This is a genomic window from Amycolatopsis orientalis DSM 43388, from assembly GCF_000411975.1.
GTDB lineage: Bacteria > Actinomycetota > Actinomycetes > Mycobacteriales > Pseudonocardiaceae > Amycolatopsis > Amycolatopsis orientalis_D.
The window spans coordinates 67,746-93,246 of record NZ_ASXG01000157.1; the positions used below are offsets into that span (position 1 = coordinate 67,746).

The 25,501-nt window shown below is 70.1% G+C and carries 24 protein-coding genes and 1 pseudogene; 14 read left to right on the plus strand and 11 right to left on the minus strand.

All coding sequences use genetic code 11. The features are described 5' to 3' along the window. Nucleotides 1–52 precede the first annotated feature (52 nt). From L942_RS32480 to L942_RS32490, 3 genes are all read left to right on the plus strand, one after another. Nucleotides 53–733, plus strand: a complete 681-nt coding sequence (locus L942_RS32480) for a response regulator (RefSeq protein ID WP_037367657.1) — start codon at nucleotides 53–55, stop codon at nucleotides 731–733. Between the two features lie 76 nt (nucleotides 734–809). After that, nucleotides 810–2,156 (plus strand): sensor histidine kinase, encoded by a 1,347-nt coding sequence (locus L942_RS32485; RefSeq protein WP_200863002.1) that lies wholly within the window; start codon nucleotides 810–812, stop codon nucleotides 2,154–2,156. Next, nucleotides 2,153–2,635: a hypothetical protein gene (locus L942_RS32490; protein ID WP_037367659.1), complete on the plus strand. Its 483-nt coding sequence runs from the start codon at nucleotides 2,153–2,155 to the stop codon at nucleotides 2,633–2,635. The genes L942_RS32485 and L942_RS32490 overlap by 4 nt, the downstream gene beginning before the upstream one ends. Here the strand turns inward: L942_RS32490 and L942_RS32495 are convergent. Beyond that, nucleotides 2,632–3,231 (minus strand): TetR/AcrR family transcriptional regulator, encoded by a 600-nt coding sequence (locus L942_RS32495; RefSeq protein WP_051166406.1) that lies wholly within the window; start codon nucleotides 3,229–3,231, stop codon nucleotides 2,632–2,634. The two genes, L942_RS32490 and L942_RS32495, sit on opposite strands and share 4 nt — an antisense overlap. Before the next feature lie 56 nt (nucleotides 3,232–3,287). Between L942_RS32495 and L942_RS32500 the strand changes: the two genes are divergently transcribed. After that, complete coding sequence (locus L942_RS32500; protein WP_037367660.1) at nucleotides 3,288–4,523, plus strand: FAD-dependent oxidoreductase; 1,236 nt, start codon at nucleotides 3,288–3,290, stop codon at nucleotides 4,521–4,523. Nucleotides 4,524–5,134: 611 nt separating this feature from the next. Here the strand turns inward: L942_RS32500 and L942_RS32505 are convergent. Beyond that, nucleotides 5,135–5,695, minus strand: a complete 561-nt coding sequence (locus L942_RS32505; protein ID WP_037367661.1) for an NADPH-dependent FMN reductase — start codon at nucleotides 5,693–5,695, stop codon at nucleotides 5,135–5,137. 95 nt (nucleotides 5,696–5,790) lie between these two features. On the opposite strand from L942_RS32505, the gene soxR reads away from it, so the two are divergent. Next, a complete protein-coding gene (gene soxR / locus L942_RS32510; RefSeq protein ID WP_037367662.1) occupies nucleotides 5,791–6,258 on the plus strand; it encodes a redox-sensitive transcriptional activator SoxR in 468 nt (155 codons plus the stop codon). A 538-nt stretch (nucleotides 6,259–6,796) separates the two neighbouring features. On the opposite strand, the gene L942_RS32515 is transcribed toward soxR, so the two are convergent. Then, complete coding sequence (locus L942_RS32515; RefSeq protein WP_037367664.1) at nucleotides 6,797–7,303, minus strand: mycothiol transferase; 507 nt, start codon at nucleotides 7,301–7,303, stop codon at nucleotides 6,797–6,799. A 249-nt stretch (nucleotides 7,304–7,552) separates the two neighbouring features. Here L942_RS32515 and L942_RS44600 point away from each other — a divergent pair, with 249 nt between their 5' ends. Continuing rightward, nucleotides 7,553–7,702: a hypothetical protein gene (locus L942_RS44600; RefSeq protein WP_158684569.1), complete on the plus strand. Its 150-nt coding sequence runs from the start codon at nucleotides 7,553–7,555 to the stop codon at nucleotides 7,700–7,702. Nucleotides 7,703–7,760: 58 nt separating this feature from the next. On the opposite strand, the gene L942_RS32520 is transcribed toward L942_RS44600, so the two are convergent. Then, on the minus strand, nucleotides 7,761–8,192 hold the full coding sequence (locus L942_RS32520) for a DUF6314 family protein (RefSeq protein WP_235079536.1): 432 nt from the start codon (nucleotides 8,190–8,192) through the stop codon (nucleotides 7,761–7,763). Between the two features lie 242 nt (nucleotides 8,193–8,434). Here L942_RS32520 and recQ point away from each other — a divergent pair, with 242 nt between their 5' ends. Next, nucleotides 8,435–10,279, plus strand: coding sequence for a DNA helicase RecQ (gene recQ, locus L942_RS32525; RefSeq protein WP_037367666.1), 1,845 nt, complete (start codon nucleotides 8,435–8,437; stop codon nucleotides 10,277–10,279). 701 nt (nucleotides 10,280–10,980) lie between these two features. Here recQ and L942_RS32530 read toward each other — a convergent pair. Further along, nucleotides 10,981–11,184, minus strand: coding sequence for an antitoxin (locus tag L942_RS32530; protein ID WP_037367667.1), 204 nt, complete (start codon nucleotides 11,182–11,184; stop codon nucleotides 10,981–10,983). 117 nt (nucleotides 11,185–11,301) lie between these two features. On the opposite strand from L942_RS32530, the gene add reads away from it, so the two are divergent. Continuing rightward, on the plus strand, nucleotides 11,302–12,285 hold the full coding sequence (gene add, locus L942_RS32535) for an adenosine deaminase (protein ID WP_037367668.1): 984 nt from the start codon (nucleotides 11,302–11,304) through the stop codon (nucleotides 12,283–12,285). Here the strand turns inward: add and L942_RS32540 are convergent. The 3 genes from L942_RS32540 to L942_RS32550 form a co-directional block, all read right to left on the minus strand. Beyond that, nucleotides 12,263–13,636 carry a vWA domain-containing protein gene (locus L942_RS32540; RefSeq protein ID WP_037367669.1) on the minus strand — a complete coding sequence of 458 codons (1,374 nt, stop codon included), beginning with the start codon at nucleotides 13,634–13,636 and terminating at the stop codon, nucleotides 12,263–12,265. The two genes, add and L942_RS32540, sit on opposite strands and share 23 nt — an antisense overlap. After that, nucleotides 13,633–14,514 carry an AAA family ATPase gene (locus L942_RS32545; RefSeq protein ID WP_009080300.1) on the minus strand — a complete coding sequence of 294 codons (882 nt, stop codon included), beginning with the start codon at nucleotides 14,512–14,514 and terminating at the stop codon, nucleotides 13,633–13,635. Before L942_RS32545 ends, L942_RS32540 begins: the two co-directional genes overlap by 4 nt. Before the next feature lie 206 nt (nucleotides 14,515–14,720). Continuing rightward, nucleotides 14,721–15,215 carry a hypothetical protein gene (locus L942_RS32550; RefSeq protein WP_158684570.1) on the minus strand — a complete coding sequence of 165 codons (495 nt, stop codon included), beginning with the start codon at nucleotides 15,213–15,215 and terminating at the stop codon, nucleotides 14,721–14,723. Nucleotides 15,216–15,367: 152 nt separating this feature from the next. Here L942_RS32550 and mgrA point away from each other — a divergent pair, with 152 nt between their 5' ends. Continuing rightward, nucleotides 15,368–16,396, plus strand: a complete 1,029-nt coding sequence (gene mgrA / locus L942_RS32555) for an L-glyceraldehyde 3-phosphate reductase (RefSeq protein ID WP_037367674.1) — start codon at nucleotides 15,368–15,370, stop codon at nucleotides 16,394–16,396. 22 nt (nucleotides 16,397–16,418) lie between these two features. On the opposite strand, the gene L942_RS32560 is transcribed toward mgrA, so the two are convergent. Next, nucleotides 16,419–16,976 carry an NUDIX domain-containing protein gene (locus L942_RS32560; protein ID WP_106965117.1) on the minus strand — a complete coding sequence of 186 codons (558 nt, stop codon included), beginning with the start codon at nucleotides 16,974–16,976 and terminating at the stop codon, nucleotides 16,419–16,421. Between the two features lie 5 nt (nucleotides 16,977–16,981). Then, nucleotides 16,982–17,506 carry a PadR family transcriptional regulator gene (locus tag L942_RS32565; protein ID WP_106965114.1) on the minus strand — a complete coding sequence of 175 codons (525 nt, stop codon included), beginning with the start codon at nucleotides 17,504–17,506 and terminating at the stop codon, nucleotides 16,982–16,984. An 89-nt stretch (nucleotides 17,507–17,595) separates the two neighbouring features. Here L942_RS32565 and L942_RS32570 point away from each other — a divergent pair, with 89 nt between their 5' ends. The 5 genes and pseudogenes from L942_RS32570 to L942_RS32590 all read left to right on the plus strand — a co-directional run bounded on the left by L942_RS32570 (nucleotide 17,596) and on the right by L942_RS32590 (nucleotide 24,234). Further along, the gene (locus L942_RS32570) at nucleotides 17,596–18,156 is read left to right on the plus strand and encodes a hypothetical protein (protein WP_037367675.1); all 561 of its coding nucleotides are present in this window, start codon (nucleotides 17,596–17,598) and stop codon (nucleotides 18,154–18,156) included. A 4-nt stretch (nucleotides 18,157–18,160) separates the two neighbouring features. Beyond that, a pseudogene (locus L942_RS32575) lies at nucleotides 18,161–19,066 on the plus strand (carotenoid oxygenase family protein); the annotation flags it as partial. A 630-nt stretch (nucleotides 19,067–19,696) separates the two neighbouring features. Further along, nucleotides 19,697–20,854, plus strand: a complete 1,158-nt coding sequence (locus L942_RS32580; protein WP_440201350.1) for an ROK family protein — start codon at nucleotides 19,697–19,699, stop codon at nucleotides 20,852–20,854. Between the two features lie 276 nt (nucleotides 20,855–21,130). After that, complete coding sequence (locus tag L942_RS32585) at nucleotides 21,131–21,868, plus strand: HAD family hydrolase (protein ID WP_037367677.1); 738 nt, start codon at nucleotides 21,131–21,133, stop codon at nucleotides 21,866–21,868. Continuing rightward, nucleotides 21,865–24,234, plus strand: coding sequence for a glycoside hydrolase family 65 protein (locus L942_RS32590; protein WP_037367679.1), 2,370 nt, complete (start codon nucleotides 21,865–21,867; stop codon nucleotides 24,232–24,234). The genes L942_RS32585 and L942_RS32590 overlap by 4 nt, the downstream gene beginning before the upstream one ends. Before the next feature lie 75 nt (nucleotides 24,235–24,309). On the opposite strand, the gene L942_RS32595 is transcribed toward L942_RS32590, so the two are convergent. After that, nucleotides 24,310–25,431: a helix-turn-helix domain-containing protein gene (locus tag L942_RS32595; protein ID WP_051166407.1), complete on the minus strand. Its 1,122-nt coding sequence runs from the start codon at nucleotides 25,429–25,431 to the stop codon at nucleotides 24,310–24,312. Between the last annotated feature and the right edge of the window lie 70 nt (nucleotides 25,432–25,501).

Sequence of the window (25,501 nt, forward strand, 5' to 3'; positions counted from 1 at the left end):
CAAGATCCGCCCGGCTCGCGCGAATCCGCGGGCATTCCGAATAATGGCCCCTGTGGCTGTGGTGTTGGTGATCGAGGACGACGCGTCCGTCCGCGAGGGAATGGAACTGGCGCTGCGCCGGCAAGGACACACGGTGCACACCGCGGCGACCGGCGAGGACGGCGTGGCGCAGCTGCGCGAACGGACGCCGGACCTGGTGGTGCTCGACCTGATGCTGCCCGGCATCGACGGGTTCGAGACGTGCCGCCGGATCCGCGCGCTCGGCCAGGTGCCGATCATCATGCTCACCGCGCGCAGCGACGATTTCGACGTCGTCGCCGGCCTCGAAGCGGGCGCGGACGACTACGTCGTGAAGCCGATCGAACCGCGCGTGCTCGACGCCCGGATCCGCGCGGTGCTGCGCCGCACCGCCGCCGAGCCCGGTGCCGCCGGTCCCGAACAGCACGGCGACCTGGTGATCGACCGGGCCGGGATGCTGGTGCGCAAGCACGACGAGCCGGTCTCGCTCACGCCGACCGAACTGAAGCTGCTGCTGGAGCTCTCGCGCACGCCGGGCCAGGTGTACAGCCGCAGCCAGCTGCTCTCGGCCGTGTGGGGCCACGACTACCTCGGCGATTCCCGTTTGGTGGACGCCTGCGTGCAGCGGCTGCGCGCGAAGATCGAGGACGTTCCGGCGCGGCCGGACCACGTGCAGACGGTCCGCGGTTTCGGCTACCGGTTCGGTCGCTCGTGAGGCGGGCCGGGTCGTGAAACGGCTCCGGTCGTGGGTGTCCGGGCTGCGCCTGCGGCTGGTGCTGGCGTTCGCGGCGATGACGCTGGTCGGTGCGGGCGCGGCGGCGGGCGCGAGCTACGTGTCCGCGCGCAACACGATCCTGGCCGGCGTGCAGGATCCGGCGATGGTGCAGCTGCGCGACGAGGTCCGGACCTACCTGCCGCAGCTGACCCTGCCGCCCGACCAGCGGCAGCTCGACAACATGGCGAGTTCGCTCAAGGGCATCACGACCGTGGTGTTCGGGTCGCTGCATTCGCGCGTCGGGCTGAATCCGGCGCAAATCCCCGCCGGCCTGCGCAGCGCGGTCGCCGGCGGGACCTCGGTCCAGTTCCAGCGGGTCATCGAGGGCGGACAGCCGGTGCTCTACATCGGGATGCCGCTGCTGCGCTACGGCGCGACGCGCGGCGAACACACCGGCATCGAGGTCTACAAAACGGTGCCGTTGGCCACCCAGCAGGCGGCGATCGAGCAGCTGGCGACGCGCGCGTGGCAGATGACCGCGCTGGCCCTGCCGATCGCGGTCGCACTGGCGCTGCTGGCCGCGCGGCAGGTGCTGCAGCCGGTGCGCGCGCTGAATTCCGCGGCGCGCAAACTCGGCGACGGACAGCTCGACGTGCGGTTGCCCGCCAAGGGTTCCGACGAGCTGGCTCAGCTGGTGACCACGTTCAACCACACCGCCGCGGAACTGGAACGCACGGTCGGCTCGCTGCGCGAGATGGAGGCCGACGCGCGCCGGTTCGTCGCGGACGTCTCGCACGAACTGCGCACCCCGCTGGCCGCGATGAACGTGGTCACCGACGTTCTCGACGAGGACGCCGACCAGCTGCCCTCCGACACCGCCGTGGCGGCGCGGCTGGTGTCGGCCGAAACGCGGCGGCTGACCCGGCTCGTCCAGGACCTGGTCGAGATCTCCCGGTTCGACGCCGGACGCGCGGAGCTGCGGATCGAAGAGGTCGACCTGGCCGAGGCGGTGAGCAACAGCCTCGCCGCCCGCGGCTGGACCGAGTCCGTGGCGGCCGACCTGCCGAACGTCACCGTGCCGGTCGACCCGCGGCGGCTCGACCTGGTGGTCGCGAACCTCGTCGGCAACGCGCTGCGCCACGGCGCACCGCCGGTCGAAATCCGGCTGAGCACCGACGACACGACGGTTTTCCTCACGGTCGCCGACCACGGCCCGGGCATCCCCGAGGAGGTGCTGCCGAAGGTGTTCGACCGCTTCGCGAAGGCCGACACGTCGCGGGCCCGGTCCGACGGCAGCGGCCTCGGTCTGTCCATCGCGCTGGAAAACGCCCGGCTGCACGGCGGCGACATCGAAGCGGAAAACACCGGCGACGGAGCCCGGTTCACGCTCCGGCTGCCCCGCGCCGCGCAGGAGGAGCGATGAAACACCGGAGGCTCTTCGTCGCCCTGATTTCGGTTCTGGCGCTGGCCGGTTGCGGCATCCAGCCGACCGGGGTGGTCCCCGCCGGCGACGCTCCCGGCGGATTCCAGCTGGGCGAGCCGCGTCCGCAGATCACGCTCTACTTCGTCTACGCGGGACAGCTCAGCCCGGTGCAGCGCGCCTGGGCGAGGGACGCGACGCCCACGACGGTGCTGACGGAACTGTTCGGCGGCCCGACGCGGACGGAGGAACAAGAGGGGTTCTACTCGATGCTCCCGCCCGGCCGGCACGTCACAGTCGACACTTCGGCGCAACCGGTGACCGTGACCGTCGGCGAATCGATGAAACTGCTGTACCCGATCGGGCTGCAGCAGGTGGTCTGCACGGTCTCCGCGTCGCTGGCGTCGTCCGGGCAGCCGATCGGCAAAGGGATCACCGTGGTCGCCTCGGACACCAAGCTCGAATCCCTGTACTGCAATTAGCCGGGCGTCGTGGGCAAAAACCCGTGCACCACCCGCTCGACGACCCCCAGGACGACTTCCGTCGCGCTGTGCCCTTCGGGCACCTGCCGCAACGCCGCCTCCAACGCGCCCAGCGCCGCACCGGTCAGCGCGGCGGCCTCGACCCGATCCAGCTGCGGCGCACACGTTTCGTAGAGCTTCTCCGCCCACCGGTCCCCCACCGCGGCGTTGCGCAGCAGATAGCCCGCGCGCAACGCGGGCACTCCGGCCAGCAGCCGGGTCCGCACCTCGGTGAGCGGATGGTCCAGCGGAAAGCTCCACGCGTCCGCCGTCGCCAGCGCGTGCACGGTCCGGGTCACCATCTCCGCGACCGGCGCGCCTGGCTCCGCCGCGGCGAAGACCTCGTCGACCACCTCGTCGTAGAGATGCTGATCAGCGAAGACGACGTCCTCTTTGGTCGCGAAGTAGTTGAAGAACGTCGCCGGGGACACCTTGGCCCGCGCGGAGATCTCGGCGACGGTCGTGCCGTCGTAGCCCTGCTCGTCGAACAGCGTGAGCGCGGCCTCGATCAGCGCTTGGCGGGTCCGCCGCTTCTTCTCTTCCCGCAACCCGGTCATGGCGAGGATCTTAGCGTTACTCTAAACTTAGAGCGTCTCTAAGATTGGAGGTCCCGATGGAGCGGACCGGATGCGTGGTGGCCGGGGGCGGTCCGGCCGGCGTGATGCTGGGCCTGCTGCTGGCCCGGGCCGGGGTCGAGGTGGTGGTGCTGGAGAAGCACCGTGACTTCCTGCGGGATTTCCGCGGCGACACCGTGCACCCGTCGACGCTGCGGCTGCTGGACGAACTGGGCCTGGGCGACCGGTTCGCCGCCCTGTCCCGTTCGGTCCTGGAGCGGATGAAAATGGAGATCGGCGAGGAAACCGTGATCGCCGCCGACTTCAGCAGGCTGCGCGGCCCGCACAAGCACATCGCGATGGTGCCGCAAGCCGAATTCCTGGGCCTGCTGGCCGAAGCCGGTGCGGCGGAACCGAAATTCACCCTGCGCATGGGGGCTTCCGTCGTGTCCCTGCGCCGCGAGGGCGGACGCGTCACCGGAGTCGATTACCGCGACGAAACCGGCGCCGTCGTCGCACTGGAAGCCCCGCTCACGGTCGGGTGCGACGGCCGCTGGTCGACCGTGCGCCGCGAACTCGGCCTCGCCCTGCGCGAGTCGGAGGTCCCGATGGACGTCTGGCAAGTGCGGGTGCCGAAAGCCGAACCGGGCGAGCCGGGGGTGTTCGCCCGGTTCGGCCCCGGATACGCCTCGGTGACCATGGACCGCGGCGACTACTACCAGACCTCGTACCTCATCCCCCGCGGCCAAGACGCGCAATTGCGGTCCGCCCCCATCGAAAGCTTCCGCTCCCGGCTGGGCGAGCTGTTCGGCTGGACCCCGTCGCAACTGTCCGCTGTGCGCTCATGGGACGACGTGAAGCTGCTCGAGGTGACGATGGGCCTGCTGCCGCGCTGGCACGCCCCGGGCGCACTGTGCATCGGCGACGCGGCACACCCGATGTCCCCCGTCGGCGGCGTCGGGGTGAACCTGGCCGTGCAAGACGCCGTCGCCACCGCACGACTCCTCGCGGAACCGTTGCGGCGCGGGGCAGTCCCGGTGTCCCGCCTCGCGGCGGTACGCCGCCGCCGTTTGCTGCCCACGGTCGCCGTGCAGTCCAGCCAGCGAGGCGAACACGAAATGCTGCTGCGCCCCGCACTCGACGGAACCCTGAACCGCTTGCCCGCACCGATGCGGATGGTGCAACGATTCCCCGCGCTTTCCAGGGTTACCGCTTACCTTGGCGGCGTGGGATTGCGACCGGAACACGCGCCCGCGTTCGCCCGGCGGTCTCATGTGGACAGCAAGGCGGCTTGAGCGTTTTGCCGCGAGCGGGGCGGTGCGGTTTCGCCTTGTGGCACCGCCCCGACTCAGCTTTCCGCCAGCTTGGGGCGCTGCTGTCGGCTCCCCGCTCCCTTAAGCTTGTGGCACCGTTCTCGACACCCCCTCCCGCCAACTTGCGGCACCGCTCTCGGCGCAGCACTCGCCGACCTGCGGCACCGCACCACGTCCCCGCCTGCCTCCGGCACCGCCGCCCGGCCACCACTCCCTCGTCCTGCGACACCGCCCCCGCTCCATCCGCGTGCGGCACCGACCGCACCACGTCCCCGCCTACCTGCGGCACCGCCGCCGGGCCACGACTCTCCCGCTCTGCGACACCGCCTCGACTCCCCCTCCCCGTCGGCTTGCGGCACCGCTCCCAGCGCAGCCCTCGGCCAACCTCCCGCACCGTCCCCCGACCCACCACTCCCTCCGTCCTGCGACACCGCCCCGGCTTCCCCTCTCGTGCTAATCCGGGCACAAGCTTCGCGATCGAGAGCTTGGCCGGAGTGTCGCACCGTTAGCCCAGCACCCTCGGCGCTTCAACCACCCCCGTTCGACCGGCCAGGGCGACCCCCGGCGCTTCGCCTACCCCGGTTCCGGCCGGACTAGGCCGGATAAGCCCGCACCGACCGGGCTTCCTGCAACGCGCGAGCCCACCATTCGAGCTGATCGAGCAACGCCTTCGCCGCGGTCTCGGCGGCCGGGTCGACCGGTTCGCCGTCCTCCCCGAACCGGCTGTACGCCCCGTGGAAGCTCACCGTCTCGCGGATGGTGACCGCGTGCAGTTCGGCGAAGACCGGGCGGAGGTGCTCGACCGCGCGCAGCCCGCCGGAAATCCCGCCGTACGACACGAATGCGACCGGTTTCGCGTGCCATTCGGTGCGGAACCAGTCGAGGACGTTCTTGAGCGCGGCCGGGTAACTGTGGTTGTACTCCGGCGTGACCACGACGAACGCGTCCGCCGCGTCGAGCCGGGCCGCGACCGGCGCGGCCCCCTCGCCGTTCATCGCGAGCGGCAGCGAGATCTCGGCTACGTCGAGGACGTCGACCGCGAACCCGCCGTGCCGGTCGGCCTGGCGGGCGAACCAGCGCACGACCGTCGGGGCGAACCGCCCTTCCCTGGCACTGCCGACGAGCACAGCGAGCCGGACGGGAGCTTCGGACACGTTTTTCTCCTTCGCACCGGGGCGGAACAGGTTTCCCGCCTCCGGAAGCGAGTCTCGAACTTCAAGCTCCCTTTAAGTCAAGCTATGCTGAGCGCATGGCGAAAACGGACCCGCCCGAACTGACCGTCGGCGAACTCTCCCACCGCAGCGGCGTGCCGGCGTCGGCCCTGCGGTTCTACGAGGACGAGAACCTGATCCGCAGCAGGCGCACCGCGGGCAACCAGCGCCGCTACCGCCGCGACACCCTGCGGCGGGTCACGTTCATCCGCATGTCACAGCGAGTGGGCATGCCGCTGGCACAGATCCGCGACGTGCTGGCCCTCCTCCCGGACGACCGCACCCCGACCCGCGCCGACTGGTCCCGCATCTCGTCCTGCTGGCGCTCCGACCTGGACCAGCGCATCCGCCAGCTGGAACAGCTCCGGGACCAGCTGAACGACTGCATCGGCTGCGGCTGCATGTCCCTGGCGAAATGCCGCCTCGCCAACCCGAACGACCAACTGGGCCAGGACGGCCCCGGCCCGCGCCGCCTGCCGGACCACCGGGGAACGGGGTACGAGTGAGTCCGTCGCGGCTCGAACTGCCCACATCTCACAGTCGCTCGACCGCCCACACCGCCGCGCCCCGGAACCGCCGACATCCCACAGTCGCCCGACCCCGCACACCGCCGACATCCCACAATCGCCAGACCGCCCACAACCCCGCGCCCCGGAACCGCCGACATCCCAGAGTCGCGCGACCGCGCACATCGCCGCAGCCCGGAACCGCCGACATCCCACAGCCGCTCGAACCTCGCACAACGCCGCGCCCCAAACCGCCCGCACCGCTCAGCCGCTCGGGTTGGCCGCGCCCCCGATCCGCATCTCGCCACGCAGGGGCCAGCCACCGCCGGGCGTCGCTGGCCAGCCGCGTTCAGCCTGCAGGCCGACGCCACCCTGCCTTCTGACCGCGAGCCACTGCGCTCAGCCAATCAAGGCAACCGTTCGCAGTCGACTGCCGTTATCCGGACAGGAACTCGGCGCTCGCCAAGCCGCCCGCCGCAGCCGACTCTCGCCATCCCAGGCAGGGCCGCCACTCGCCCACCTCGTCAACCCGTCCGCGTCATCCCAGCAGCAACCCCCTCACGTAGGCGGCCTGCCCGGCATGCTGGAGATCGTCGGACAGCACGCTGACCAGCCGCACTCCCAGCGTCACCGGCGGGTTCCAGGCTTCGTCGACCACGCGGTCCAGCGCCGCCTCGTCCAGGCCGGCCACCCAGGACACCGTGTGCTCGTGCACGGCGTCGTAGTAGCCGGTGAGCAAATCCGGCGACGGCGGCCGCACCTTCGCCACATCCGCGCTGCTGTGTCCGTAGCCGATGTCGCCGGCCGGAAACGGCAGGGCGAATTTCTCGCGCCAGTCCTTGGCTGTCCAGAGCTGGTCGGCGCCCGCGACGTCGGCGACATGGTCGTCTTGCACCCTCGCCAGATGCCAGACCAGCCAGCCGATCGGGTTGGCGTCCGGGCCGGGTCGCGCCGCCAGCTGCTCCGCGGTCAGCCCCTCGACTGCCTGGTGCACCACTTCCCGCACCCGGCCGAATCCGTCCACGAGCAGATCGGCCACGTTCATCTCGCGCTCCTCCTTCGTCGTCGTGCGCTTGCCTCGATCATGCCTCGAAGATCCGTCGGCGCCCAGCACTGTGACTCAACCGGCGCGAGGGGTCCACTCGCACCGGCAGAACCGCTTCCGCACGGCAAAAACCGTTGACTACCAGCGGTGACCGGGACTGTCCACTTCGGACCTGACGGGCACGACCGACGTCGGGTAAAATGCGGCGCGACAACGACCCGCACGCCGACCACGCGAACGGAGGGCCTCGTGGCGATCACCGCGCCCCGCGCCCTGCCCGGCTTCGACAACATCGCCGGGATCGCGATCCCCGCCTGGGCGGGCATGGTGATCACCGCGGCCTGCGCGGTTTCCGCGATCGCGGTGCTGCTGGTGATCCTGCGCAACCGGCGCAAGTAAAGACACTTCGATGTCCGCCGCAAGGCGGTGCGGAATCGTGCGCTGACTCGCGAAGCCCTCACTCCACCCGGGAGAACCGGGTAGTGATCACGTGGTCCTTGGCCGGGCCGGTCACGACCCATTCCTGCTCCCACCGCCGGGCATCGAGCACGCGATACGCCCCTCGGTACCAGTCGGCGGCGCACGGATGGTCGGCCGTCCACTCCCCGGTCGCCAGGTCCAAGTCGTGGAAGAACCCGCCGTGGTCGAAGTGCACCGCGGCGCGCGAACCTCCGGCCGGCCGGTAGTGCAGCGTCCGGACGAACGGTCCGCGATGCGCTCCGAGCTGCAGCTCTCCCGACTCGTGGTAGACGAGCACGCCGTTGTCCGGGGTGAACGTCGCGCGGCCGCTCGCTTCGCCCAGCGCCGCCCCGTCGACGTCGACGATTTCGCGCGCGAGCTGCCATTCGCCGGAGAAGTACCCGGTCAGGTCATGGATCGGAAAAGCCACGGATCCCATTGTGCGCCTCCGGACCGAGGCCGAATGGCACTGGGACCACCGACTCGGCACTGTCTGTCACGAGGGTGTTGTGAAGGGCCCCTTCATCCGCGCCGCCACCAGTCGCCCTGCTGTTCACCCTGCGCGACCGGACCTGCCGCAGGCGCCGAAAACGGCCGGTGCGACGGGGACTCTCGCGCCGGACCCGGCGGGGCAGGCTCGCCCGGACGGTCCGCCGCCCTAGAATCGGCCGCGTGGCGCACCCCGACCTGGCCGAGCAGGCCACCCGTTCCCCCGCTCTCGAGACCTTGCAGCGCGTCTTCGGCTACGACGCGTTCCGCGGCGACCAGGAGGAGATCGTCGAGCACGTGATCTCCGGCGGCGACGCGCTGGTGCTCATGCCCACCGGCGGCGGGAAATCGCTGTGCTACCAGATCCCGGCGCTGGTGCGGCCGGGCGTCGGCGTGGTGATTTCGCCGCTCATCGCGCTGATGCAGGACCAAGTCGACGCGTTGCGCAACGTCGGCGTGCGCGCCGGATTCCTCAACTCCACGCAGGATTTCGCGCAGCGGCAAGAGGTCGAGGAGGCGTTCGTCTCGGGCGAACTCGACCTGCTCTACCTCGCGCCCGAACGGCTGTCGGTCGAGTCCACCGTGCGGCTGCTCGACCGCGGCGAGATCGCGCTGTTCGCGATCGACGAGGCGCACTGCGTCTCCCAGTGGGGCCACGATTTCCGGCCCGACTACCTGATGCTGTCGTCGCTGCACGAACGCTGGCCGGACGTGCCCCGGATCGCGCTCACCGCCACCGCGACCGAGGCCACGCACCAGGAAATCTCGCGGCGGCTCGGCCTGGACGACGCGAAGCATTTCGTCGCGAGCTTCGACCGGCCGAACATCCAGTACCGGATCGTGCCGAAGAACTCGCCGCAGAAGCAGCTGCTCGACTTTTTGCGCACCGAGCACGAGGGCGACGCCGGGATCGTCTACTGCCTGTCCCGCGCGTCCGTGGAGAAGACGGCGGATTTCTTGGTGCAGAACGGAATTCCGGCGCTGCCCTACCACGCCGGGCTCGACAAGGCGACCCGCGCGGCGAACCAGGCGAGGTTCCTGCGCGAGGACGGGCTCGTCGTGGTCGCCACGATCGCGTTCGGCATGGGCATCGACAAACCGGACGTGCGGTTCGTCGCGCACCTGGACCTGCCGAAGTCCGTGGAAGGCTACTACCAGGAAACCGGCCGCGCGGGCCGCGACGGACTGCCGTCCACCGCGTGGCTCGCCTACGGGCTGCAAGACGTGGTGCAGCAACGTAAAATGATCGACAACTCCGAGGGCGACGAGAGGCATCGCCGCCTTCAGGCCCAGCATCTGCACGCGATGCTGGCGCTGTGCGAGACGGTCGACTGCCGGCGCACGCAGATCCTCGCGTATTTCGGGCAGTCCGGCGAGCCGTGCGGGAACTGCGACACCTGCCTGAACCCGCCGGAAAGCTGGGACGGCACCATTCCCGCGCAGAAACTGCTGTCCACAGTGGTCCGTCTGCGCAATGAGCGGCGGCAGAAGTTCGGCGCCGGCCAGATCATCGACATCCTGCTGGGCAAGACGACCCCGAAAGTCACCCAGTTCCAGCACGACACGCTGAAGGTCTTCGGCATCGGCACCGAACTGCGCGAACCGGAATGGCGCGCGGTGGTGCGGCAACTGCTGGCGCGCAACCTGCTGGCGGTCGAAGGAGATTACGGATCGCTGGTGCTGACCGAAGGCTCGACCGCGGTACTGAACGGTTCCCAGAAAGTGCAGCTGCGCCGCGAACCGGAACGCCCGGCGCGTGCCCCGCGAACGTCCCGCCGCACGCCAGCCGCGCCGATCGAGATGCCCCCGGAGGCGGCCCCGGTGTTCGAGCGCTTGCGCTCCTGGCGCGCGGCGACGGCGAAGGAACAAGGCGTGCCAGCGTACGTGATCTTCCACGACGCGACGTTGCGCCAGATCGCCGCGATGATGCCGACGACGCTCGACGTCCTGGGCACGGTGAGCGGGGTCGGGGAGAGCAAACTGGCCAAGTACGGGGAGAGCGTGCTGGCGACGCTGGCCGAAGAGTGAGGGCTGGGGCGGACTAGCCCCCTGGTTGAACGGGGCAGCCGGGGCGGCACGAGCCCGGGCGAACGGGGTCAGGCCGGGCCGGACGAACCCCGACCGAACATCCGCGAGCCCGCCTCGACGCAGCTCGCCCGGACCCACGAGACCGCCCTACCTCTGCGCAAGCACCTCGGCACACGAGCCAGGACTGCCTGACGGCAACAGACTCGAGCTCAAGAGGCCCGCACTACCTCACCGCAGCACGCCAGGACCCGCGAGCCAGCCCGTCTGACCGCGACACACCCCGGACCCACGGCTCAGCCTCGGGGCAGCACGCGCGCACCGGGGAACCTCCCCTGCCCCAGCGCAGCTCTCCGCAACCTGCGACCCTCTCTTGCAGCGGTGAGCCGAACCCGCGCAACTCCGTGCCCACCACACCGCACGTCCGCAGCCCTGCCCAGCGCATTGCGCCCAAGCAAACGACCCAATCCCGCCTCAGGACAACAACCCCAGACCCGCTGGCCTCGCGGCAACCCAGCCAGTCTCACGAGCCAACCACGCCGCAGCACAACCATCCCGGCCCACGAGTCCGCCCCTACCTCGCCGCGACACACCCGGACTCGCGAACCTGCTCCATCTCGTCGCGACACGCGCCAACCAACGAACCTCGCACGCCTCGACTCACGGCCAGGCCCAAAAAGCCCGCACCCGAGTCAGGCCAGAGCTCATTCAGCCGTCCGCGGACGGGTCGTGTCCGAGACCTTGCGGACGGCTCCCGCGATCTGCGAGTGGTAGCGCCCGTTCGTCTTCTCGTCCACGAAGCGCGCCGCCTTGCCCACGGCCTCGTTCACCTTCTCCGGGTTCTTCCGCACGTACGACACCGCGCCCGCGGCACCGGCCAGCATGGTGAGTTTCTTCATCAAAGCCATCGCGCAAAGTCCCTTCCCCTGCGGAAACCTCCGTCACCCACCCAACGTCGACTGGCCGTCCCGGGTTCCCGGCGAAACTTGGATGACAGGGGACGCCGTGGCAGGCATCATCCACGCGTGCGCGATCTTTCGGCCCTTCCCAAGGTCCATCTCCACGTCCACCTCGAGAGCACCATCCGCCCGGGCACGCTGAAGGAACTCGCGGCCGTCCACGGAGTCCAGGTGCCGGACAGACCGGCCGCGTTCGACGGGTTTCGGGCGTTCGCGGATCGCAACAGTCTCACTCGGTCGTGTTTGCGCGAGGCCGCGGACTTCGAGCGGATCGCGCGCGAGTTCTGTGCGGACGAAGCGGCGCAGGGGACTCGGTACGTCGAGGTCACCTTCACCGCCGCCTCGCACGGGGAACGCGTCGGCGATCTTGAGCTTCCGCTGGAATCCGTCCTCAAAGGACTGTCGGAGGGCGGGAAAGAGCATGGGCTGCACTGGCGGCTGATTCTCGACCACTCACGGCGGAGGTCGGTCGACCGGGCGGAGAAGACGTTGGAGCTGGCCACGCGGCATGAAGAGGTCATCGCGATCGGGATGGCCGGCGAGGAAAAGCACTCGCTCGCCCCGTTCCGGGAGGTGCTGGTCCGGGCGCGCGAGGCGGGGCTGCACCTGGTGCATCACGCTGGCGAGGACGCCGGGCCGGAGAGCATTCGCGAGGCGCTCGGAATCGGTGGCGCGGAGCGGATCGGGCACGGAATCCGCATTCTGGAAGACCCGGAACTGACTGCCCGGACAGCGGAAAGCGGGATCGCGCTCGAGGTGTGCCCCTCGTCGAACGTCACGCTCGGACTCGTGCCGTCCCTCCCGGAGCATCCGCTCCCCCGGTTGGTCGAGGCAGGACTCAAAGTCACGCTCAACACGGATGTCCCGGACGTCACGGGCACCACGATCACCGACGAATTCACTCGGGCGAGGGAAGTTTTCGGGTACGCCGACGAGGCCCTGGCTCAGCTGGCGCGCAACGCGGTGGACGCGTCGTTCGCGCCGGAGGAGACCAAAGCGTTGCTGCGCAAGGAGGTTGAGGGCTGGCTCAAGTCGGCAGCAGGCGTGTGACCAGCACGCCCAGCTGCTGCGCGTTCCGGCATTCGTGCATCTCCACCAGTTCCGCGTAGTCCGGCGCGGCCGAATCGCCGGTTCCCCACAGGGACCGGCGCTCGGGGTTCAGCCAGTGGACGTGCCGGGCTCGGGAGCGGATCGCGCGGACGGCGTCGAGGTTCGGGTCGCCGCCGTTCGTCCGGGCGTCGCCCAGGATGAGGACTGACGTTCGCGGACCCACCGCGTCCAGCCAGTGCGAGGTGAATTGCCCCAGTGCACGGCCGTAATCGCTGTGGCCGTCCCAGCGGACGACCGCGGCTTCGCTGAGCATTCGCGCGCCCAGCTGTTCGGGATCGGCGGCGCCGGTGTCCACGAGATGGGTCACCTCGTCGGTGCTGTCGACGAAACCGAACACGCGGATTTTGCTGAACTGGTCCCGCAAAGCCTGCACCAGCAGCATGGTGAAGTTCGCGAACCCCGCCACCGAGCCGGAAAGATCGCACAGCAGGATGATTTCCGGGCGGCCGGGCCGCCGATGCCGGTAGGCTGGGCGCAAGGGCACGCCGCCAGTGGAGAGTGAACGACGCAGCGTTCGGCGCAAGTCGATCTGGCCGCGTGTGGTGCGTTTGCGACGCGCGGCAAGCCTGGTGGCGAGTTTGCGGGACAGCGGCTGGATGGTGCGCCGCAGTTCGGCCAATTGCGTGCGGCTGGCGAGAAGGAAGTCGACGCGGTCCGCGGCAGGAGCGATCGCGTGCTTGGCGATCCGTTCGCGGCCCCGGAGTTCGGCCGCTCGACGGCGGGCTTCGGTCCGCACCCGGCCGCGGAAACCCTCGACGCGGCGGCGGATTTCGTCCCGGGCGAGCCGGTCGGCGAACTCCTCCGACGAGCCGGAGGCGCGCATCGCGGCGAGCACCTGGGCGATGAGCGTCTGCGGTTGCAGGCGGTCGAGCGTCTGGTGCGCGGAGTACCCGCCGCCAGGGCCGGTTCCGACGCCGTACTGTCCCAGCAGGTCCACGGCGAGCCCGGCGAGCTGGTCCAGCGCCTGGTCGTCGCCTTCGGCCAACGCGGCGGCGAGCGCTTCCCGCAGTTCCTCCCGGTCCCGCGGCGGATTTTCGCGCGCCAGCTCCGGGGCGCCGACGCCGGCGGGAAAATACAGGTCGAACGCGGCGTCGAACACCGTCCGCTGCCCGCCCCGGCGGACCAGCGCGGCGGCGAGCCCTTCGCGGACCAGTTCGCGGTCGTCCAGGCCGAGCACCTCCAGCGCGGCCGCCGCGTCGGCCGTCTCGCCGGGACCGGCCGGGATGCCTTGCGCCCGAAGGGCCCGCACGAATTCGGCGAGCCGTCCGGTCAGGCCCGGCGCGGCGGTCACGACGCGTCCAGCACCTGGTCGAGACGCAGCCCGGCCCCGGCCTTAGCGATGTCGTCCTGATGCTTCAGCACGACGCCGAGACTCTCGCGCACCACCCGCTCGTCCAGCGCGCCCGCACCCAGCTCCAGCAGCGTGCGCGCCCAGTCGACGGTCTCCGCCACCGACGGCAGTTTCCGCAGGTCCATCGCCCGCAGCGCGGCGATCACCCGGACCACCGAATCCGCCAGCGCGGCCTCGATCCCGGGCACTTTCAGCCGGACGATCTCGCGTTCGAGATCCTCGTCCGGGAAATCGATGTGCAAGAACAGGCACCGCCGCCGCAACGCCTCGGACAGCTCGCGCGTCGCGTTCGACGTCAGCACCACGAACGGCTGCTGCGTCGCGGTGATCGTGCCCAGTTCCGGCACGGTCACCTGGAAATCGCCGAGCACCTCCAGCAGGAGGCCCTCGATCTCGACGTCGGCCTTGTCCGTTTCGTCGATCAGCAGCACGGTCGGCTCGGTGCCGGAAATCGCGGTCAGCAGCGGGCGGCGGAGCAGGAATTCCTCGCCGAAAATGTCGGTGCGCGCCTCGTCCCACGTCTCGTCGCGGCCCGCGGTGATCCGCAGCAGCTGCTTCGCGTGGTTCCACTCGTACAGCGCGCGGGCCTCGTCGATGCCCTCGTAGCACTGCAACCGCACCAGCCGCGAGCCGGTGACCTCGGCGACCGCCGTCGCCAGCGCGGTCTTGCCGACCCCGGCCGGGCCCTCGACCAGCAGCGGCTTCCCCAGCCGGTCGGCGAGGAAGACCGTGGTCGCGACCGCGGTCGACGCGAGGTATCCGGCCTCGGCCAGCTGCGCCGACACGTCGTCGACGGACGAGAAAAACCCGGTGCCCACGTGGCCTCCCTAAGCGATCGCTCACCTGCACTGTACTGGGCGGCCGCGTCGAACGGCGTCCCGCCGGGCAGACATCGGACCGATCGTCGCCGAGCCCTCGGAATCAGCACGGCAAACCGCGCCTCGCCGGCGCATTCATCCGATCCATGGACGGGACACCAGCACCGCTCAGACAGCAGGCCCGTGTCGGGAGCAGCGGAGCCGGTTCACGGCAGGCGCGGAATGACCTGGTCCACCAATCGTTTCGCGACCGGGCAGGACCCTTCGTTGCTCACCGACCGGTCGAGGTACCAGATCTGCACCGCCGCGTCGGAGCCGGGAATCCGGACCTGGTACCGGCATCCGCCGCCGGCTTTCGTGGTGTCCTTCCGGACTTCGTGCCCGGCCTGGGTGCTCGGCTCGCTGTGCCCGCTCCAGTCTTCCGCCTCGCCCAGCTCGAGGGTCGCGGCCAGGTCGCCGCCGGTCAGCTTGCCCGACGGCGGGTTCCACTCGGTGCGGCAGCCGCCGACGCCCCCAGCCGAGGTGGATTCCGCCAGCTGGTACTCGCTTCGCTGCGGGTCGATCGGCGTCCCCCGCGCGGCAGTCGCCAGCAACTCGCAGGCGTTCGTTTTCGAGAACGTCTCCGCCGGGCTGGCACCGCCGCATCCCGCGGCCAGCACGACGAGCGCCAGCCCGGGCGCGAACCGGCTAAGCATTGCCATGAAAACCCTCACCAGGCGTCGTCGTACCCACGGTCGACCGCATAGTACGGAGTCAAATGGGATGTCGCGCGCAAAACCGTCTTTTGCCCACTGGCCGGCTGGGCACCCGCCGTGCACGGGCATCAGCCGAGCCTCGCGGCTAGCATCGCGGCGTGACTTACACAGCCGCTGACGCCCGTTACGATTCGATGCCCTACCGCCGCTGCGGGCGCAGCGGTTTGAAGCTGCCCGCGATCTCGCTCGGGCTGTGGCACAACTTCGGGAACGACCGTCCGCTCACCGTCCAGCGCGACATCGTCCGCCGGGCTTTCGACCTGGGCATCACGCATTTCGACCTGGCCAACAACTACGGCCCGCCCTACGGCAGCGCCGAGGAGAACTTCGGCCGACTGCTGGCGAGCGACCTCAAGCCGTACCGCGACGAGCTGATCGTTTCGACCAAGGCCGGGTACGACATGTGGCCCGGCCCGTACGGCGAATGGGGCTCGCGGAAGTACCTGCTGGCCAGCCTCGACCAGTCGCTCGGCCGGATGGGGCTGGACTACGTCGACATCTTCTACTCGCACCGGTTCGACCCGGAGACGCCGCTGGAGGAAACCGTCGGCGCGCTCGACCGCGCCGTCCGGTCGGGCAAGGCGCTGTATGTCGGGATCTCGTCCTACAACTCCGCGCGGACCGCCGAAGCCGCGCAGCTGCTGCGCGACCTGGGCACGCCGCTGCTGATCCACCAGCCGTCGTATTCGATGTTCAACCGCTGGACCGAGGCGGACGATCTGCTCGGGACGCTCGAGCAGGTCGGGGCCGGGTGCATCGCGTTTTCGCCGCTGGCGCAGGGATTGCTGACCGACAAGTACCTCTCCGGAGTGCCCGCGGATTCCCGCGCGGCGCAAGGGAAGTCGCTGAACCCGGACACGATCACCGAGGAGAAGCTCGGCAAGATCCGGGCGCTGGGCGAGATCGCCGCGCGACGGGGGCAGACGCTGGCGCAGCTGGCGCTGGCCTGGGCCCTGCGGGATCCGCGGATGACGTCGCTGGTGATCGGGGCCAGCAGCGTCAAGCAGCTGGAGGACAACGTGGCCGCGCTGGACAACCTGTCGTTCACCGACGAGGAGCTGGCCGAGATCGACCAGCACGCCACCGACGAGGACATCAACCTCTGGAAGCGGTCTTCCGACGCGTGACCCGGCACGGCCGGAGGCTTCGCTACCCGAGCCTCCGGCCGAACTCGCCGTAGACCGTCTCGCCGTCCAGGAACGCTTGGTGCGCCAGAGCGATCCGCCGCGCCTTGGACGGACGCAATCGCGCACGCGCGGCCGCCAGTTCGAGGAACTCGAACCGGCTCACCTCGTCCGAGGCCAGGCGGATCGCCCCGATCCGGTCGCGGCTCAGCACCCCGCCGTCGAAGACGAACTGCAGGCTGTCCCGCCAAACGCCGTGCGAGGGCAGCCAATCGACGACGAGAAGCCGTCCGACCGACAGGTCGATGCCGAGTTCTTCGCGGACCTCCCGACGGCACGCGGCCAGCGGGGATTCGTCGTCTTCGACCAAGCCGCCGGGAATCTCCAGGAACGGCTTGTAGGTCGGACTGACGAACAGGATCCGGCCGTGTTCGTCGCGGGCGAGCACTCCCGCGGCCGCGTTCTTGCGCGGGAACCGGGCGGCGACGCCGGGATGGAACTCGGCCTCCGGCTCGCCCTCGTCCCGAAGATCACCGGCGAAGACGGCTTCGTCGCCGCCGTGGCGGGACTCGTTGCCGGGCACGATCGTCACCCGCGGCGGGCGCGGATCGTTTCCGCCGCCCACTCCGCCCAGTCCCGTTCCATCGCCGCGTACCGCTTGCCCCATTCCAGCGCCAAGCGGCCGTACAGCGACGGATCGCTGTCGTCCCAGTCGATCGAGGCCTCCAGGTTCGCCAGCTCGTCGCCCAGCCCCTCGGCGAAAGCGCCGTGCCTGCGCAAGAAGCCCCGGGCCTCCTCCGGCGTGACCTCGCCCAGGAAGTACACCCGCAGCAGCATCTCGTTGCGCCGCGGCGCCGGCGCCCGGTCCTCCAGCAGCCATTTGCGCAGTTCCGCGCGCCCGGCCTCGGTGATCGCGTACTCCTTGCGGCCGCGCGGGCCCTCCGCGGAGACCTCGATCAGGTCGGCGCTCTCCAGCTTGCCGAGCTCCCCGTACAGCTGGCTCTGCGTGGCCGTCCAGACGCTCGCCATCGCCGTTTCGAAGCGTTTCAGCAGGTCGTAGCCGCTTCCCGGGGCGGTGGCGAGCAGTCCGAGCACCGCGTGTCGCAACGTCATGCCCTCACCCTACCTTCCACTATTGACATGTCCAGTCCGCACGTTCTAGCTTTGACATGTCACTACTGGAATGTGGACGAGGGGCACCGATGAACTACCTGAAGAGTTTCCTTCCCTGGATCGCCTTCGCGGTCGTGTCGACGCAGGCCGACTGGCGGTGGTCCGGGCTGACCGGGCTGGTGCTCGCCGGAGGGCTGCTCCTGCTCGAACGCCGGCGCGGCAAGGGCTGGGACACGCTGTTCATCGAGGTCTCCGCGGTCGCCTTCTTCGCCGCCCTCTCGGTCTGGTCCTTCAGCGACCCGGCCTCGCCGCTGCGGGATTACGTCGGCGCGCTCACCGATCTTTGGCTGGCAGTGACCGCCTGGGGGTCGATCGCCGCGAAACGGCCGTTCACGCTGGGAATCGCGAAAACCATGGCGCCGCCGGAAATCGCCGCGACGGAAGTCTTTCGCCGGGTCAACGTCGTCATCACCGCGGTGTGGGCGGCCAGTTTCACGCTCGCCGGAATCGCCGAAGCCGTGCTGCTGCATTACGCGCCGCACGCCACCGTCGGGTTGATCGTCATCAAGGTGCTCGGCTTCGCGATTCCGATCTCGTTCACCATTCGCTACCCGCGCATTGTCCGGGCTCGCGCCCAGAAAGCCGCGTGAATTGATGGCTACCACCGATTTCCACCTCAAGAGCCATTACGCCCCGGTCCACGACGAGCTCACCGCCGACAACCTGCCGGTCACCGGCGTGCTGCCGCCGGAGCTCACCGGCTGGTACCTGCGCAACGGGCCGAATCCCCGCCAGGACAGCGCGCATTGGTTCACCGGCGACGGCATGGTGCACGGCGTGCGACTGGAAAACGGGCGGGCGGCGTGGTATCGCAATCGCTGGGTGCGCACCGAGAGCTTCGACCTCCCGAATCCCCTGCTCTACAACGCCGACGGAAGCAGGAATCTCCGGTCGAGCGTCGCCAACACCCACGTCGTCAACCACGCCGGACGCACGCTCGCGCTCGTGGAATCCTCGCTGCCGTACGAAATCACCACGGATCTCGACACCGTCGGCGTCTACGATTTCGACGGCAAGCTCGCCGATTCGATGACCGCGCATCCCAAGATCTGCCCGGAAACCGGCGAACTGCATTTCTTCGGCTACGGCAGCCTCACCGCCCCGCACGTGAGCTATTACCGCGCCGACGCCGCCGGGGAACTGGTGCTGCGGCAGCCGATCGACGTGCCCGGTCTGACGATGATGCACGACTTCGCGCTCACCCGCCGGCACGTGGTGTTCTTCGACCTGCCGGTGGTGTTCCACCGCGGGACCGACGGCGGCCTGCCGCACCGCTGGAGCGACACGTACGGCGCGCGGCTCGGCCTGCTCAGCCGCGAACGGCCGGAGGACGGCGTGCGCTGGTTCGAGATCGATCCCTGCTACGTCTTCCACACTCTCAACGCGCACGACACCGCGGGCGGCCGGATCGTGGTGCACGTCGTCCGGTACGAGCAGCTTTTCCAGCCGGATGTGCCGGCCCCGGACGGCGTGCTGTGGCGGTGGACGATCGACCCGCGCGCGGGCGCCGTGACCGAGGATCCGCTCGACGACCGCGACGGCGAGTTCCCCCCGCATCGACGACCGGCTCGCCGGGCTCGACGCCCGTTTCGGGCACGTCACCGGACGGCACGGCGCGGAGGGCCCGCTCGTGCTCCGCCGCTACGACCTGCACGCGAACTCCTCGCGCGAGCATCTGTTCCCGGACGGGCACATTCCGGGCGAAGCGGTTTTCGTTCCGGCGGAGGACCGTCCGGACGGCGCGGGCTGGCTGCTCGCCTATGTCTACGACGGCCCGAACGACCGCAGCGACTTGGTGGTGCTCGACGCGCAGGACATCGAGGCGGACCCGGTCGCGACCGTCCATCTGCCTTCTCGCGTGCCCGCGGGGTTCCACGGCAACTGGCTGCCGGATGCCTGACCGGGTCGGCTAGCCGACGGCAAACTCCGCGTGCCGTACCCGGGTCCGGACTGCCGAGCCCGTATCGTCGGGGGCAAGATCTCCCGCCTGCCCGCCCGAGCCGGAAGAAAAGAAACTTTCCTGCCAAAGCGGGGCGAATCCGGTTACCGTGGCAGGACGGAAGTCCGAACGGGAAGGAAACTCAGCAGGTGGCAGGGTCGGGTACACCACCGGTCGGCACCCCGGCCGGGATGCGCAGGATCAACCAGCGGGCGGTGCTCGACCTGCTGCGCCGCGGCGGGCCCGCGACGCGGCCGCAGGTGGCCAAGGACACCGGACTGTCGAAGCCGACGGTGAGCCAGGCGCTGCTGGCGCTGGAGGCCGCCGGGCTCGCCCGCGCGACCGGGCACACGTCCACCGGCACCGGCCGTTCCGCGGTGCTCTACGAGGCGGACCCGACCGCGGGATACGTGCTGGGCCTGGACATCGGCCGCGAGCACATCCGGGTCGCGGTCGCCGACCTGGGCCGCACCACGGTCGCCCGGCGCGACGTGCGCAACACGGCCCGCTCCGGCAGCGCGCTGATCTCCGCGCTGGGCAAACTGGCGACGGACATCGTCGCCGAGGCGGGGCTGACCAGCGACGACATCGTGGTCCGCGTGCTGGGCTCCCCCGGCGTCGCAGATCCGGTGAAACGCTGCTTCCGGCATGCGCCCAACCTGCCCGGCTGGGGCCGGCCGGGCCTGCTCGACGACCTGGAGCAGGTGCTCGGGCCGGACCTGCTGGTGGAGAACGACGCGAACCTCACCGCGGTCGGCGAATGGGAAAGCGGCGCCGCGCGCGGAGCGTCGGTAGTCGGCTGCATCACCATCGGCACCGGCGTCGGCATGGGTTTGATGGTCGACGGCCGGGTCTTCCGAGGCGCCACCGGCGCGGCGGGCGAAATCGGCTATCTGCCCTACGGCCGCACGCGCGTGACCGACGAACCCAGCGAACCGCCCGCGCGCGGGCACCTGGAAGAAGCGACCGCCGCCCAGTCGGTGGTCCGGGGCGCCCGCGAACTCGGCCTGGGCACCGCACGCTCCGCCCGTGAGGTCTTCCGCCTCGCCCGCGAGGGAGACGAACTGGCGCAACGCGCGGTGTCGGCAGAGGCAGACCGGCTCGCCTACACCGTCGCTTCGGTCGCCGCGGTGATCGACCCGGAACTCATCGTCCTAGGCGGCGGCGTAGGAACGGCAGCAGACCTGCTGCTGGAACCGATCGACCGAGCTCTTCGCGCCTTCACCCCGTTAACCACCACAGTGGTACAAGGCGAACTAGGCGACGACGGCGTCCTCACCGGCGCGATCAGCGTAGGCCTGCGCGCCGCGGAACGCCTGGTCTTCGACCGCCGAGTAGGCGCCGCCTGACTTTCCGTGAAGGACCTAAAACCGCACCGCCGCACCCAAAGATCGAGGCACCCAGCCCCTCCCCCGCACCCCGATACGAAGCCTCTCTGCGGTTCGGGGGTGCTTGTCAAGGCACGCTTTCCCNNTTTCCCGCCTTGACAAGCACCCCCGAACCGTCAGCACAATCAAGCTTCGGGGTGCCCCACGCCACTCACCCGGGCGCAATGTCGCCGCCAGGCGACGAGCCGCCCACGCCAACACCCCGCGAACCTCCCCCAGGACAGGTACGTTGCAGGCATGATCGGACTGCCCGACACCATCACCGCCTGCCTCTTCGACCTGGACGGCGTACTGACCGGGACGGCCGTGCTCCACCGCGAGGCGTGGAAACGGACGTTCGACGAATACCTGCGCAGCAAGGACGGCGACGCCTTCCAGGAATTCACCGACGCCGACTACTCCACCTACGTGGACGGCCGCCCCCGGGCCGACGGCGTCCGGGAATTCCTTCGCTCCCGCGGAATCGAACTCCCCGAAGGCAGCCCGGACGATCCCGTGGACGCGCCGACCGTGAACGGCATCGGCAACCGCAAGAACGAACTCGTCCTGAAAATCATCGACGAGCGCGGCGTGAACCCGTACCCGGGTTCCGTGCGCTACCTCGAGGCGGCCCAGCGAGCCGGGCTGCGGATCGCCGTGGTGACCTCCTCGGCGAACGGCGCGAAGGTCCTCGACGCGGCCGACCTGTCCCGCTTCGTGGAGGCCCGCGTGGACGGCCTGGTCATCCGCCGCGACCACCTGAAAGGCAAGCCGGCGCCCGATTCGTTCCTGGCCGGGGCCAAGGCGCTCGGCGTGGACCCGAAGCAGGCGGTGGTGTTCGAGGACGCGCAATCCGGTGTCCAAGCGGGCAAAGCCGGCGGTTTCGGGTACGTCGTGGGCGTGAACCGGGAAGACGAAGCCCAGGCTGCCGCATTGCGCGCGCACGGCGCCGACGTCGTGGTGGACGACCTCGCCGAACTGCTGGAGGACAAGTGACGGACCTCGGTTACGAATGCGCGCCGTGGGAGCTGCGCTGGCGCGGCCTCGACGTGGATGCGTTGCAGCGCACCGAATCCGCCTTCGCGGTCTCGAACGGGCACATCGGACTGCGCGGCACCCTCGAGGAAGGCGAACCGCGCGGGCTGCCCGGCACGTACCTCAACGGCTTCTACGAACAGCACGAACTCCCTTACGCCGAGGGCGGTTACGGCTATCCGGAGGAAGGCCAGACCGTCGTCAACGTGACCGACGGCAAGATCATCCGGCTGCTGGTCGAGGACGAACCGCTGGACATGCGCTACGGCATCGCGACCGCGCACGACCGCGTGCTCGACTTCCGCCGCGGCACGCTGCGCCGCGTCACCGAGTGGTCCTCCCCCACCGGACGGCGCGTGCGGGTGACCACCGAACGGCTGGTGTCCTTCACCCAGCGCGCGGTCGCCGCGATCCGCTACGAGGTCGAACCGCTCGACGAGGACCTGCAGCTCGTCGTCCAGTCCGACCTGCTGGCCAACGAACCGGTCGAGTCGGACACGCACGACCCGCGCGTCGCCGCCGCGCTCGACGCGCCGCTGGTCGGCGAGTTCTGCCACGCCGCGGGCTATCAGGCCGTGCTGGTGCACCAGACCCGGATGTCCGGGCTGCGGGTCGCCGCCGCGATGGACCACAAGATCGAGGTGGACGACGGCCTGCGCACCCGCATCCACGCGGAGGAGGACCTCGCCCGGCTCACCGCCGCGGTCGACGTGCCCAAGGGCGGACGGCTGCGGGTCACCAAATTCCTCGCCTACGGCTGGTCCGCGCAACGGTCCGCACCCGCGCTGCGCGCGCAGGTCGAAGCCGCGCTCGCCGGCGCCCGGCAGACCGGCTGGAAAGGACTGGCCGCCGAACAGCGTCAGTTCCTGGACGACTTCTGGGCCACATCGGACATCGAAATCGACGGCGACCCGGAACTCCAGCAAGCGGTCCGGTTCGCGCTCTTCCACCTGCTGCAGGCCGGCGCCCGCGGCGAAACCCGGGCCATCGCCGGGAAAGGCCTCACCGGCCCGGGCTACGACGGGCACGCGTTCTGGGACACCGAGACGTTCGTCCTGCCGGTGCTGACGTACACGATGCCGGACGCCGCCCGCGACGCGCTCGGCTGGCGACACTCCACAATAGACAAAGCGAGGGAACGCGCGGCCCAGCTCGGCTTGCGCGGCGCGGCTTTCCCGTGGCGGTCCATCAACGGAGCCGAATGCTCCGCGTACTGGCCGGCCGGGACCGCGGCGTTCCACGTCAGCGCGGACATCGCCGATGCCGTGGTGCGCTACGTGAACGCCACCCAGGACGAGCATTTCGAGCGCACCTGCGGCGCGGAACTGCTGCTGGAAACCGCGCGGCTGTGGGCGTCCCTCGGGCATTACGACCACCACGGGCACTTCCGCATCGACGGCGTCACCGGGCCCGACGAGTACTCCGCGGTGGCGGACAACAACGTCTACACGAACCTGATGGCGCGCAAGAACCTGCTCGCCGCGGCCGACGTGTGCCAGCGGCATCCGGACGTCGCCGGACAGTTCGAAGTGGACACCGCGGAGATCGATTCCTGGCGCGCCGCGGCGGACGCGATGGCGCTGCCGTACGACCAGGAACTCGGCGTGCACCCGCAGTCGGAAGGCTTCCTGCAGCACGACGAGTGGGATTTCGCCGCCACCGACGAGGATTTCTACCCGCTGCTGCTGAACTACCCGTACTTCGACCTCTACCGCAAGCAGGTCGTCAAGCAGGCCGACCTCGTGCTCGCCCTGCACCTGTGCGGGGATTCGTTCAGCCCCGAGGAAAAAGCCCGCGACTTCGCCTACTACGAAGCCCGGACGGTCCGCGACTCCTCGCTGTCCGCGGGCACCCAGGCCGTGATCGCGGCCGAAGTCGGCCACCTGCAGCTGGCCTACGACTACCTCGCCGAAGCCGCGCTGACCGACCTGCACGACGTGCACAACAACGTCCGCAACGGCCTGCACATGGCGTCGCTGGCCGGTGCCTGGCAGGCCGCCGTGGCCGGATTCGGCGGCTTCCGGGACTTCGGCGGCCAGCTGTCGTTCGCGCCGCGGCTGCCGGACGAGCTCAACGGCCTGACGTTCCGCCTCGCCTTCCGCGAAACGCGGTTCCAGGTGTCCATCGGGCACGAAGCGGCGACGTACCGGGTGCTCAACGGGCCGGCACTGGACCTGATCCACCACGGCGAGCGGTTCACCGTGACCGAGGAGCCGGTGGAGCTGCCGATCCCGAAGCTGGACCCGGGCCCCGCGCCGGTCCAGCCGATCGGCCGGGCCCCGGTGCGCCGGGACGCGGCCAAGGTGCGGCAGTTCGACCGAGCCTGACTCGCAACTGCTGCCCCGGTTCTCACGCGAGTTCGGCGTAGGTTACCGGGTCGGCGCGGTGGCCCGGGGCGGGCGTTATGCGTCCGCTCCGACCAGCCGGGCGACGTGTTCGACGCGGACGGCGAGCCGGGTCGAGTTGACGCCGTCGCCTGACTCGCGGGCCGCCCGTAGCGCGGAGCGCGCGGCGTCGAGTTCACCGGACCGGGCGTACGCCTCGGCGATCCAGGTCCGGTAGAGCGCGACTTCCCTGGCGTGTTCGGGCGTGTAGGCGTCCACGGCGTGGGTGATGAGGGGTTCCGCGCGTGCCGGGTCGCCGAGTTCGATGAGGCAGCGTCCGGCCATGACGTCGATTTCGTTTCGGTCGAGCCAGTACACCCATTCCGGTTCTTCCGTGCCGGTCGAGCGGGCCGCGTAGGCGTCGTCGACGGCGTCGAGGGTGCGGCGGGTGGCGTCGGTGTCGCGGGACCGGGCGGACGCCCAGGCGAGCCGTTCGAGCAGCAGCGCGCGCACTACGGGGGTGGCGTCGCGGGCACCGGCGACGGCGGAGCGGGCCAGGAGCGCCGCGTCGGCGGGGTCGCCGAGGTTCGCCATCTGGTAGCTGAGGCTGGACAGGAGTTGCCCGGCGAGGGGCCGGTTTCCGGCGTCGGCGGCGGCGGACACGCCGGACAGGTACACGTGTTGCGCTTCGGCGTACTGTCCGGCGTCGCTGGCGACCCACCCGGCGAGCTGGGCGAGTTCGCCGACGGCGGTGAGGAGTCGGCGGCCGGTGTCGGCGCTGTAGCTCGATTCCTTCACCACGCGTTCGGTGTCGGCGAGTTCGCGCCGGACGAGCGGGATGAGGTCGCCTCCGCCGATCACGTCGTCGAGGTGGCGGAGTTCGACCACCCGTTCCTCTAGCTCGGCGGCGAGGGTGGCGCCGACGCGGCGTCCTGCGGCGGTGTGCCGGGCGGCGGGGGTGTCGGACACCAGCCATTCGTGCGCGACCCGCAGCGGGTCGTCCGGGGCCCCGTACAGGGCCGCCACGGGCACGCAGAGAGCGCGAGAGTACGCGACGACGTGTTCGGGCTTGATGGTGCGTTTCCCGGTTTCCAGCAGCCCGAGCAGCGGCTTGCTGAAGTGGGTCCGGGCAGCCATCGCGGCGAGGCTGATTCCGGCGTCGTCGCGTGCGCGCCGAAGCCGCGCTCCGAGGTCGTCCATCCCGTCACCCCCCGTTACCTTTTTCGTAGCTCCTGATCAAGGAGTTCGTGGTCGCCAGGCCCGGCATGAC